We start from the raw sequence: 12139 nt of genomic DNA on the forward strand, positions 1-12139 counted from the left end.
ACTGTGTAAATTAGAAAAAAGTTGCTGCTCCTGTAAGCAAACTTCCTACAACTAATGTTATGATCATAATATAAATGATTGTTTTTTGGAACTTTTTAGGCACGCTCTTCCCTCCAAGATTGTTACTTTACCATCTATTTTACGTGGTATGAACGTAACTCTCAACTGTTATTTCCTCCCGGGATCAGAGAGTGCGCTATTTCGTTCCTTTAAAATTTACATAAGTGAGGATGAGGAAACATGAAAGAAGCCCCTAAAAAAATTGACCACATTGGAATTGCTGTGAAATCGATTGAGGACCACCTACCTTTTTACGAAAATGTATTAGGACTAACTTTACTTAAGACCGAAGTGGTAGAGTCTCAAAAAGTGAAAGTGGCGTTTATTGAAATAGGTTCTTCTAAACTGGAATTATTAGAGCCACTCGCAGATACAAGCCCGATCGCTTCCTTTATTGAAAAAAAAGGAGAAGGAATCCACCATATCGCTCTAGGTGTGAAAGACATCGAGGATCGCCTCCAGGAAATTCGTGAAGACGGCATCGAAACATTAAGTGAAAAACCATATAAAGGAGCGGGAGGAGCAGATGTAGCATTTCTACACCCTCGTTCTACTGGTCGAGTTCTTTATGAATTTTGTGAGAAGAAATAAGGAAGGGAGAAAAATCCTATGGTGAACCAGGACAGACTCGTTCAAGAATTTATGGAATTGGTTCAAATTGATTCAGAGACGACAAAAGAGAAAAAGATTGCCGGGGTGTTGAAACAAAAGTTTGAAGACCTTGGCTTAGATGTTAAGGAAGACAATGCTGCTCAAATTACGGATCATGAAGCTGGGAATTTAATTTGCACGTGGGAAGCTACAGAGGAGAATGCAGACTCTATTTATTTTACTTCTCACATGGATACGGTAGTACCCGGAGCGGGCGTGAAACCATCTATTCAAGATGGTTATATACAATCGGACGGTACGACCATTTTAGGAGCGGATGATAAAGCAGGTCTGGCAGTCATGCTTGAAACCATTCGCAGCATTCAAGAGCAGGAACTTCCTCACGGTCAGATCCAGTTCGTTATCACCGTAGGCGAAGAGTCAGGTCTTGTCGGAGCGAAGGCATTAGATGAGAGTCTGTTAGAGGCTGACTATGGCTATGCGCTCGACAGTGACGGGGACATCGGTAATATTATTGTTGCGGCGCCGACTCAATCTCAAATCGCAGTGACGGTGTATGGGAAAACAGCGCACGCAGGAGTGGAACCGGAAAAAGGGGTTTCCGCTATTACGGTTGCGGCAAAAGCTATCGCAAAGATGCCGCTTGGTCGCATTGATAAAGAAACAACAGCCAATATCGGACGCTTTGAAGGTGGATCCCAAACGAATATCGTATGTGATGAAGTGCGCATTCAAGCGGAAGCCCGGTCATTAGTTGCCCACAAAATGGAAGAACAAACGGAAAAAATGAGAAAAGCTTTTGTGGAGACAGCAGAAAGTATGGGTGCTTCTGCTGAAGTGGATATTGACGTTGTATATCCTGGATACAAATTAAATGAAGACGATCTCGTAGTGAAAACTGCAATGAAAGCAAGCGAAGCAATAGGAAAGAAACCGCGTCTCTTAGAAAGCGGCGGTGGCAGTGATGCCAATATCATTAGCGGGTATGGCATTCCAACTGTTAATTTAGCTGTGGGCTACGAAAATATCCACACCACAAAAGAACGGATTGCTATTGATAAGATGGTTGATTTAACCAAGCTCGTTCAGGCAATTATTGCTGAAACCATAGCAAAATAAGGAAAGGATAAGAACAGTGACCAATAACAACTGGCGGGGGAAAGTTATTTTTCATGTTGATATGAATAGTTTTTATGCTTCCGTCGAAAGAGTGCACGATCCATCGTTAGAAGGAAAACCCGTGGCAATCGCAGGTAACCCAAAAGAAAGACGTGGGATTGTGGTCACTGCAAGTTATGAAGCGCGCGCGTATGGAGTAAAGACAACGATGCCGGTCTGGGAAGCGAGAAAAAAATGCCCTTCCCTTATTATCCGGCCTCCTGATTTTGATAAGTATCGCGCAGCTTCAGGAGAGATGTTTCAATTGCTCGAAGAATATACATCATTGGTTGAACCGGTTTCCATCGATGAGGGCTATATGGATGTGACAGCATACTATCCAAAGAAAAACCCTGCGAAGCTGGCCGAAGAAATACAATCACGTATAAAACATGAGCTTGGCCTGTCTTGTAGTATTGGAGTCGCGCCAAATAAATTTCTTGCTAAAATGGCCAGTGACATGAAAAAACCGATGGGAATCACCATCCTTAGGAAACGTCAACTGGATACGATGTTATGGCCGCTCCCTATAAGAGAAATGCATGGGATCGGCCAAAAAACAGCGGATAAATTAAAACTGTTGGACATCCATACTATTGGAGATCTTGCTGCGTTTTCCGAAGCCGAGTTATCGGCTCGTTTTGGAATTAAAGGAAAAAAGCTCTATCAGCGTGCAAATGGAATTGATTATCGACCGGTAGACCCTGAATCGGCGAAAGAGGTAAAGAGTGTTGGAAGCTCTACCACGTTATCAACGGATACGACAAACAGAGCAGAACTGCTTCAAGTCATTGAATTCCTGTCTCATAAAGTAGAGGGCCGGTTGAAGCGAAAAGACGTCTGCTCGAAAACGATTCAACTTATGATCCGCTATAGAGACCGGAAAACGATTACTCGCAGCAAACAAGTATTGAATCCAATGTTTTCTGCTGATGATATCGAACAACAGGCAAAGCAGCTTCTTGAGAGGTATTGGAATGGAGAACCAGTCCGATTGCTTGGAATCACTGCTCTTCACGTCACTCCTATCCATGAGGCGTATCAGCAGCTTAGCTTGTTCTCCCATGAATATGAGTAACTGTTCTTCTTGTTCCAATCACAGCTTTCCATTAGGATTAGTCTTTCTCTCACCGTGGAGAAAGGCTTTTTTTGTTGTTTAGGAAATTACAAGCTACTCGCTTGTGGATACACTGCCAGATGTATCAAAAGACATCATCCTCCCAACGATGAATGGATAGGTCCTTCCTACCAAAAAAACATTAATTTCAGGACTACGGTCTCGTAAAAAAGAGAGTAAAATTACCGATATAAAGAAGAGAGCGGAAGAACGGGGTTGAAAGCGATGGAACAAATTGCAAATACTTGGATGAAACAACAGCCACAACATCCTCAAGACACAATAAAAAAAGGAGACGTGCTCCGAGGTCAGATTGTAAAAAGAGGCGAAAACCAAGAAGCGGTAGTACGTGTGAACGGCAAGCAGGTTAATGTCCAATTTGAGGAGGGTATTCCTAAGGAAGATAAAGTAACTCTTCAAATTACTGGAAAAGACGGGGATACGGTTCGCGTGCGAGCCGTTGAATCAGCTTCACGGGAGGCAACTAAACCCTCACCACAAAACGAATCGATCACACAAGCTTTAAAGCAAGCCGGCGTCGAGAAACCAAGCCCTGATTTTATAAAAGCGGTGAAAACGCTTCGCCATCACCATATCCCCTTAACGAAAGAAACGGTTCAAGAATTGAAGGCTTTCTTGAGTAGTGCCGATGGCAGGGTTAATAATGAAAAAATGGTGTCTGTCCAGGCAGCTGCAGCGAAAAAAATACCTATCACAGAACAGAATTTACGATTCGTCAACGAAAGTTTACATGGCAGCGGATTGAAAGATGTTATTGCTACGTATGCGGGAGAAAATAAAGAGAATATCAATGCCGGCCAAATGGAAAAGATGATTCAACAAGCTGTCCAGCAAGCAGCAGCCTCGATAGATAAACGCGGAGCAGAGACGGAAGAGAGTAACGCAAAGACCACAGACAGACGAGTGGAGTTGCTTCGGACATTACTTCAAACAGTCAAGTCAGAGCCAAATTTACAATCCTTTATAGATCAACTTGAAAAAGACCTTCAATCCTCTCTGTCAGCGGGAAAACAGACGAACACGGAAACATCTTCGCCTTACCAAGATACTCGCAAAGAAATGATGCAAGGTCTCTCCCAACCAATGCGTGAAGAACTCTTAAAAGGAACGGAAGAAGCGGCGAAATTACTACGGGATGGAAAAGAATTAGCATCCAGGCAACAGCTGCACCACGTATTAGTAGATATGGAGAAGCGAATGAGTCACTCGGAACCTAACCTTGCAGCGGATCGCGTGCCTGCGGAGGTTTATACCGGACCGGTGAATACAGGGCAGGCGAAATCCAAACTTATACTTGAGACTCGTGTGACGAATAAACTCATTGAAATAACGAATGAATTTCAGTCAGTCAAAAAAGATACAGCAAAAATATTAGACCAATCGGTTCGATTATTAGAGCAAAAGCCATCCGCTCCACAAGCGAAACAGATACTAGAAGGGGCTATCAAACAGCTAGACCGAACGATTTTAAAAAGCGAAATGATGCTCTATGCAGATATGAAAACAGAAAAAAGTATGTTGGCTGCCAGTTCTCAGCTGAGAGAAGCACACAATCTTCTTCAGAAAGGAAATATCGAAGCAGCACGATCCATCCTTCAAAAAGTAAAACAGCAAGTAGATACTTGGAGCGTACAAATGTCCGAACGAAAGGTGCGACATATAGTGGCGGGACAAGTAACCAAGGCCTCAGAAATCACTGTCCCAACAGCAGCAAAGCAAGTGATGCAGCAAGCTCAGCTTATTCAACACGAGCCAGGAGCCCGGCCAGTCTTTGAATTGATTCGCAGTCTTGGTTTAAATCGAGAAGGTGAACTTGGCTCTATGCTTTTAGCTGGAAGGAAGAGCGCAGATGGGGAGAGCCAAGCGATGCAGCAGCACAATTTGAAAGAGGCGCTTTTACAAGCAGTGAAGGTAGAAGAGGGAAACAGTCGGATACAGCAGGCAAACCAGGCTCTCTCCAATTTAAGCGGGCAGCAGCTGTTAAGCAAAGCAGATCATCCGACCTCTCAGCCTCAATTATTGTTCAATTTACCAGTTCCCCTAAAAGACAATGAATCTGCTTCATTACAAGTATATGTGCAGTCGCGGCAATCCGGGGAGAGAGTAGACTGGGAAAATTGCAGTCTTTATTTTTTAATAGATACACCGTCCTTAGGCGAGACAGGAATTGCGATACAAGTGCAAAACAGACAGTTATCGATCACTTTGAATAATGATCAACAAGGGTTCGATAGTCGAATGAAACCTCTTGTCGAAAAAGCAGTTCATTCTATTAGTGAGCTCGGCTATCACATACAGGATATCCGCTTCCGACCTTTTTCTCCCATCAAGACTAGCGATAAGGAAGTAGAAGAGAAAGCGGAACAAAAACGAGCTATTTTTACAGAGGAAGGATTTGATTATAAAATATGAGAATTACCCATCATTATAATCAAAAACAACGCCGGGAAAAGAATGGTCCAAGAGCGGCAGCAGTGAAATATGAAGATGGAGAAACACCGACAGTAACGGCGCAAGGGACAGGTGAAGTGGCCCAGAACATTATTTCTCTTGCAGAGGAAAATGGAATTCATATGCAAAAGGATGCTTCTCTTGCAGCTAGTCTTCTTGATATGGATCTGGGAGAAAGTGTGCCGCCCCAGCTGTACTCTGTTATCGCTGAGGTTTTATTACTCATTGAAGAAATGGAAGAGGAGTTATAAAGGAAGGAAGATGTCGATGTCTTTTTTAACGAAAGAGTTAATTTATCAAAAATCTTCTCAGGAATTAACGTTGCTTTTGTATGAAGCGGGAGAGCGTAATATTGAGGAAGCGATAAGCGCTATTCATCATAAGGATTTTGGAGAAGCGAATGAAAAGTTTCAGAAGGCTATTGATATCGTTGAGCGATTGGGAGTTGGCTTAAATTATGAAGCAGGGATTATTGCGGACGAACTGGATAGTCTCTATAACTATATTAACGATATCTTGTTTAAAGCTAACTTTGAAAAGGACGCATCACTTGCTAAGGAAGCACTGACGATTCTCAAAGAACTTTCCTCGGCTTGGAACGAAGCGATACGCTCACAAAAAGATAGTATGTCCACTCGTAAAGCATCTTACTTAAATGCCTATGAAAAAAATACCGCATATGGTGACTAGAAAAAGGAGCTTTTACCATGAAAATTAACAATAATATACAAGCATTGAATGCATATCGAAATTTAAACAATAATCAAAACGCTGTTTCTAAAAATTTGGAGAAACTATCATCCGGTTTACGGATTAACCGAGCGGCAGATGATGCAGCAGGTCTTGCCATTTCTGAAAAAATGCGTTCACAGATCCGTGGTTTAAAACAGGCAGAACGCAACGCTATGGATGGTATTTCTTTAATCCAAACTGCGGAAGGAGCTATGCAGGAGATCCATTCCATGCTCCAACGTATGAGAGAGCTGGCAGTGCAGGCCTCTAATGATACGAATACACCTGAAGATAGAGATCAAATTCAAAAAGAAATGTCAGCTCTTCGTGATGAAATTGATAGCATATCAGAAAAAACCGAGTTTAATACAAAAAAGTTACTTGATGGTTCAAGTTCTTATTATTCTCGGCTAATTGATGATCAAAACGAGGCTAACCTATTAACTGCACCTGTTCCTGAGAATTATCTTGCTGAATCAGGAAAGTATGAATTAGAGGTTGTCAGTGCTCCAACTGAAATAGAGATAAGTAATGGAGATAGCAACGAGAAAGAGATTATCGAATTAGATTCTGCTAAAATTCAAGAAAACAACATTCATAAACTTGGAGAATATACAATTAATATTCAAGTGAATGAAGAGACTAATGAAAAAACAATCACGGTATATGATCCAGATGGGGAAGAAGTTTCTTCACAAAACGGCGCTTATCACGGTGAAGCGAGAGAAACTGGATTTGTCGTCCGGGATATTGATGATATAAATGAAGAAGTAAATTTGAAAGTTACATTAAGTGCGGAAGTAGAAGTGTTGTTGTCAAAAGAAGAGACAACGGAATCGGTTACTACGTCGATCTCTGATGGTGGGTTTATTTATAAAGATGGTTCCTTTATTTTCGATGAAGGTAAGTTTTCCGCCAGTCATATGGAATTTCATATAGATAACAACGCAAAGGCAGGAGACACTTCTACATTCGAAATCGCAAATAATGAACAAGCCTTCCAAATTGGACCAAATAGTGAGCAACAAATACAAATTGCGATCCCAAAAATGGATGCAAAGGAACTTGGACTCGAAAATATAGAGGTGCGAACTCACCAAAAGGCTAAAGAAGCTATCTCAAAAATAGATGAAGCCATTCATAAAGCTTCAGATGCACGTGCTAATCTTGGAGCAGTACAAAACCGCTTAGAACATACGATCACTAATTTACAAGTTACTCATGAAAATTTAACCTCTGCAGAGTCTAGAATACGTGATGCAGACATGGCTTTAGAAATGACGGAGTTTACACGTAACAATATTATTAACCAATCCGCTACGGCGATGCTGGCCCAAGCCAATCAGCTTCCTCAAGGGGTATTGCAACTCCTGCAATAATAGATAGATGGTAAATTTATTTACAACACGATGTATGCTATGATAAAAATTATTAGTTTGGGGCTTGAGAGTGAGCTGTAAAGGAATGTGAGATCATTGGATATTCAAAAAGTGATGCAGACAGGGATTCAACCCCCATCTGCTAAACCAAAGTCAACAGGAACCGAGCCTAGTGTGTCATTTACAGAGATAATCAAACAACGCCGAGAAGAAAAGGCGTACGAACGATTTACCAAAATGATCGATAATATTGAAGATCAAGGAAAAATACTAGCTGAGTCCCGCACGGTCGAAGACTTGAGAAAGTATAAGCAGCTTGTGAAAGAATTTATGGAAGATGCGGTTAAACAAGGGTTGAATCTTGAAGAAAGACGAGGATTTAACCGGAGAGGACGCACGAAACTCTATAAGATTGTAGAGGAAGTCGACCGTAAACTGTTAGATTTAACGAACGCTGTTCTCTCGAAAGAAAGCAAAGGACTTGCAGTCCTGGATCTCGTAGGTGAAATAAAAGGGATGCTCGTTAATATATACGCCTAGTTTTTTGATCTACGTTTAATGATATATAAAAGACAAGCTTCCTTCCCGCTTCCAGGCCAAGGAAGCTTTTCATTATCCCGTAGAAATGTATCTTGGTAAGAAATGCAAAAGTTAGCATATGGTGAGCCAACAGAGCAGCTGCGTATTTCTTACTCGCAATGTTTCATGAGAGAGAGGATGTGGTAAACAGCTTGCAATGGAGGGTGGTTTCATATGGACAAGGAGAATGAGAACATCCCGTGGATACTCATCCTATGGACATTGGGATGCAGCACTTTATTTTTTGTCATGTTAGTGGTGGCAGACACTCCATTTGTTACCCAAATCGATTATTTTATTGCATCCTATATTCCGTCTTATCAATATGAATGGGGCATTGCTTTCTTCTCTTTCATTACATCTCTTGCTTCTGTGAACTTTACGAGTTTTATGACCGCTTTTGTAAGTGCGCTTCTTCTACTCTTTGGCAAAGTGAAGCAAGGACTATTGGTGATAGCAACCGTAGGAGGAGGAGGGCTTCTCAATTATATAGTCAAGTCTATTTATGAGAGAGAACGTCCGGATATCTCCCGGGTCATTGAAGTTTCGGGATACAGTTTTCCGAGCGGTCATGCAATGAATGCCATGTTACTCTATGGTGTTTTGATGATATTGTTCTTACATTTTTCCTCTGCAAATACGCTTCTGCAAGTAGCCGTTGTCCTCATTAGCGTTTTCCTGATTGTAGCTATTGGCATTAGCCGTATATTTTTAGGCGTGCACTATCCTAGTGACGTGACGGCTGGTTTTTTATGTGGAGGGGCTTGGCTCGGGCTTATGCACATTCTTCTCCGCTTGTACGAAAGGAATAAGCAAATGATCGGGAAGGCACAAAAAATGTGATGGTGTCTTCCCTTTGTGTTGTTAGAAGAACACTGACAAAAACCGCAACCTTATGCTATACTAAAGGACAATATTTAACTATTTTTTTTGCGTATTAATGGGAGAAATAAGCATATAAAAGTGGGGGAATTGCTGTGGTGTCACAAGTAAAATTGTTTGATACAACTTTGCGTGATGGGACGCAAGGAGAAGGAATCAGCTTATCTGTGGATGATAAACTGAAAATTGCAGCAAAACTGGATCAGTTAGGTATACATTATATTGAAGGCGGATGGCCTGGAAGTAATCCGAAAGATATGAATTTTTTTGAGCGTGTTAAAGATTTGAAATTAAAACATTCCGTTGTAACGGCATTTGGCAGTACACGCCGACCGGGAGTGACAGCGGAAAAGGATCCAAATCTGAACCGTATCATTGAAAGTGGAGCTGAAGCTGCTGCTATATTCGGGAAAACATGGGACTTTCATGTGACGGAGGCATTGCAAACGACATTAGAGGAAAATGTTTCCATGATTTATGACTCCGTTCGTTTTCTTAAAGAAAAAGGCTTAGAAGTCATCTTTGACGCAGAGCATTTCTTTGATGGGTATAAACACAACCCGGAGTATGCCATAAAGACAATTGTTGCTGCAGAGAATGCAGGGGCAGATTGCGTTGCCTTGTGTGATACAAATGGGGGTTCTCTTCCTACAGAAATTGCTGATATCATTACAGAGGTGAAAAAGCAGGTCACGATCGATGTAGGCATTCATTGCCATAATGATGGCGAACTGGCAGTAGCTAACACTCTTGAAGCTGTGAAAGCCGGGGCTGTACATATTCAAGGGACAACGAACGGTTACGGAGAGAGATGCGGGAACGCGAATCTCATTTCTATTATTCCCAATCTGCAGTTGAAAATGGGGATTCCGTGTGTAGCGAACGAACAATTACAACAATTAACAGAAGTTTCGAAGTATATTCACGAACTGGCTAATCAAACACCACCGAATGGCCAGCCCTTTACCGGGAAAAGTGCGTTTGCTCATAAAGGCGGAATGCATGTGAGTGCTGTTTTGAAGCACCCAGAAACGTACGAGCACATTCCTCCCGAGAAAATTGGCAATGAAAGAAGAGTACTAGTATCTGAGCTTTCTGGTCAAAGCAATTTATTATTCAAAGCGGAAGAGCTTGGTATTTCACTTGATAAAGGGAGTCCGGCCATCAAGGAAACGATCGAAACCATCAAAGAGATGGAGCATAAAGGATATCAATACGAAGCGGCAGAAGCTTCTTTTGAACTATTAATCCGCAATGGTCTTGGTGAGAGCCATGATTACTTTGAGTTCGAGCATTTTAATATTATCACTCATAAAGAGAGAGAAAACGGCTTCAAATCAGAAGCGGTCGTAAAAATGAAAATACAAGGCCAAACCGTCATGACGGCAGCAGAAGGAAATGGTCCGGTTAACGCCTTAGACTATGCATTACGAAAAGCGATAGGCGAGTATTATCCACTTGTTCATGAAATGTACTTGTCTGATTACAAAGTACGCGTACTGGATGAAGCAGAAGCTACAGCATCTACAGTAAGAGTTTTAATCGAATCATCAGATGGTCAAGAAACATGGAGTACCATTGGTGTTTCCCCGAATGTCATTGAGGCAAGTTGGCATGCATTAGTTGATAGTATCCGTTACTACTTTATGAAGCATTCCGATCGCCTTACAGCTGTAGAGCCAGTGGCTGCAATGCCAGAAGCGAGCGTCAAAAACCATTAATTACATCATGGAGGATGAGTAGAGATGAGCCAAGAATACGTACAGACAGAAGGAAAAGGTTTTTTTGGAGAATTTGGCGGATGTTTCGTACCGGAGCAGTTGCAATCGGTTCTCGAAAGACTGGATGACGCTTTTCAAGAATACAAAAACGACGAAGCGTTTATCCAAGAATATCATGCGATTCTAAAAGAGTATGTTGGGCGTGAAAACCCTTTAACCTACGCAGAGAGATTAACCAATAAATTGGGTGGCGCAAAAATTTACTTAAAACGCGAAGATTTGAACCATACAGGTGCTCATAAAATAAATAATGTAGTCGGCCAAATATTATTGGCAAAGAAAATGGGAGCGAAACGAGTCATTGCAGAGACAGGGGCCGGTCAACATGGAGTAGCGACAGCAACCACTTGTGCGATGATGAATATCGATTGCACCATTTACATGGGAAAAGAAGATACGAGAAGACAAGAGCTTAATGTTTTCCGTATGGAGCTGTTAGGTGCGACAGTCGTTCCTGTGGAAAAGGGAGAAGGAAGATTAAAAGATGCGGTTGACGTTGCGCTAGAGGATCTCATTGAAAACTATGAAACAACTTTTTACTTAATTGGTTCGGCAGTCGGGCCACATCCTTATCCAACGATCGTCCATTATTTCCAGTCGATCATAAGTAAAGAGTCCAAACGACAAATTCAGGAGATAGAAGGCAGGCTTCCAGATGCTGTTATCGCTTGTGTCGGCGGAGGAAGCAATGCCATTGGCTCGTTTTCTCATTACATAGAGGAAGAGGGCGTACGGCTCATCGGCGCCGAGCCACTAGAAGCAGCTACGATGAAAGAAGGAACAGCTGCTGTCCTGCACGGATTTAAAAGCCTTTGTTTACAAGATGAGGAAGGAACACCTCTGCCTACTTATTCTATTGCAGCAGGATTGGACTACCCTAGCGTTGGTCCGGAACACAGCCATTTAAAAACATCGGGACGTGGAGAATACATGGCTGTGTCGAAAGAAGAAGTGTTAGAAGCATTTGAAGAGCTTTCCCGCACAGAAGGAATCATCCCTGCATTGGAAAGCGCCCATGCGGTAGCCTTAGCAATGAAACTGGCTCCGGAAATGAGCAAAGATAAAATTATTATCATAAACTTATCAGGCAGAGGAGACAAAGACGTAGCAGAAGTAAAAAGACTGCTTGAAAAGAAATCATCCTAAACGAGGAAAGGCTGCTTCAAAAGGTCATAAAAAATGACCTTTTGACAGCCTTTTTTTCAATTCTATAAGATTTGAAGTGAAATCGCTTGCACCCGGGGAAAGCGTCCGCCGATAGCGAATCTCTTACCATGATCCAACTGTTCTTTCTGGATTTCTCTCAGTTTAAGTTCTGAAGATTCATATTGCCGGAAACGAAATCGAGATGATTAACACACGGGGTG

At 42.0% G+C, this 12139-nt stretch carries 12 protein-coding genes; 11 read left to right on the forward strand and 1 reads right to left on the reverse strand.

Annotated elements, in window-relative coordinates; all coding sequences use genetic code 11:
- Positions 1-10: 10 nt before the first annotated feature.
- Positions 11-103 (reverse strand): stressosome-associated protein Prli42, encoded by a 93-nt coding sequence (gene prli42 / locus BM095_RS16445; protein WP_177194645.1) that lies wholly within the window; start codon positions 101-103, stop codon positions 11-13.
- A 137-nt stretch (positions 104-240) separates the two neighbouring features.
- On the opposite strand from prli42, the gene mce reads away from it, so the two are divergent.
- The 11 genes from mce (at position 241) to trpB (ending at position 11918) form a co-directional block, all read left to right on the forward strand.
- Positions 241-651 carry a methylmalonyl-CoA epimerase gene (gene mce / locus BM095_RS01365; protein WP_091656374.1) on the forward strand — a complete coding sequence of 137 codons (411 nt, stop codon included), beginning with the start codon at positions 241-243 and terminating at the stop codon, positions 649-651.
- Between the two features lie 18 nt (positions 652-669).
- Positions 670-1791: a M20/M25/M40 family metallo-hydrolase gene (locus BM095_RS01370; protein WP_091656377.1), complete on the forward strand. Its 1122-nt coding sequence runs from the start codon at positions 670-672 to the stop codon at positions 1789-1791.
- Between the two features lie 16 nt (positions 1792-1807).
- The gene (locus tag BM095_RS01375) at positions 1808-2908 is read left to right on the forward strand and encodes a DNA polymerase IV (RefSeq protein WP_245757770.1); all 1101 of its coding nucleotides are present in this window, start codon (positions 1808-1810) and stop codon (positions 2906-2908) included.
- Positions 2909-3172: 264 nt separating this feature from the next.
- The gene (locus BM095_RS01380) at positions 3173-5380 is read left to right on the forward strand and encodes a hypothetical protein (RefSeq protein WP_143083164.1); all 2208 of its coding nucleotides are present in this window, start codon (positions 3173-3175) and stop codon (positions 5378-5380) included.
- Positions 5377-5670 carry an EscU/YscU/HrcU family type III secretion system export apparatus switch protein gene (locus tag BM095_RS01385; protein ID WP_091656383.1) on the forward strand — a complete coding sequence of 98 codons (294 nt, stop codon included), beginning with the start codon at positions 5377-5379 and terminating at the stop codon, positions 5668-5670. The genes BM095_RS01380 and BM095_RS01385 overlap by 4 nt, the downstream gene beginning before the upstream one ends.
- Positions 5671-5686: 16 nt before the next feature.
- Positions 5687-6109 (forward strand): flagellar export chaperone FliS, encoded by a 423-nt coding sequence (gene fliS / locus BM095_RS01390; protein ID WP_091656385.1) that lies wholly within the window; start codon positions 5687-5689, stop codon positions 6107-6109.
- 17 nt (positions 6110-6126) lie between these two features.
- A complete protein-coding gene (locus tag BM095_RS01395; protein WP_091656388.1) occupies positions 6127-7530 on the forward strand; it encodes a flagellin N-terminal helical domain-containing protein in 1404 nt (467 codons plus the stop codon).
- A gap of 96 nt (positions 7531-7626) precedes the next feature.
- On the forward strand, positions 7627-8070 hold the full coding sequence (locus BM095_RS01400; RefSeq protein WP_091656391.1) for a YaaR family protein: 444 nt from the start codon (positions 7627-7629) through the stop codon (positions 8068-8070).
- Between the two features lie 213 nt (positions 8071-8283).
- A complete protein-coding gene (locus BM095_RS01405; RefSeq protein WP_091656394.1) occupies positions 8284-8952 on the forward strand; it encodes a phosphatase PAP2 family protein in 669 nt (222 codons plus the stop codon).
- A gap of 134 nt (positions 8953-9086) precedes the next feature.
- A complete protein-coding gene (cimA, locus tag BM095_RS01410; protein WP_177194646.1) occupies positions 9087-10712 on the forward strand; it encodes a citramalate synthase in 1626 nt (541 codons plus the stop codon).
- Positions 10713-10736: 24 nt separating this feature from the next.
- A complete protein-coding gene (gene trpB / locus BM095_RS01415; protein ID WP_091656396.1) occupies positions 10737-11918 on the forward strand; it encodes a tryptophan synthase subunit beta in 1182 nt (393 codons plus the stop codon).
- The last annotated feature ends 221 nt before the right edge of the window (positions 11919-12139 follow it).

Source organism: Alteribacillus iranensis (assembly GCF_900113025.1).
Lineage (GTDB): Bacteria > Bacillota > Bacilli > Bacillales > Marinococcaceae > Alteribacillus_A > Alteribacillus_A iranensis.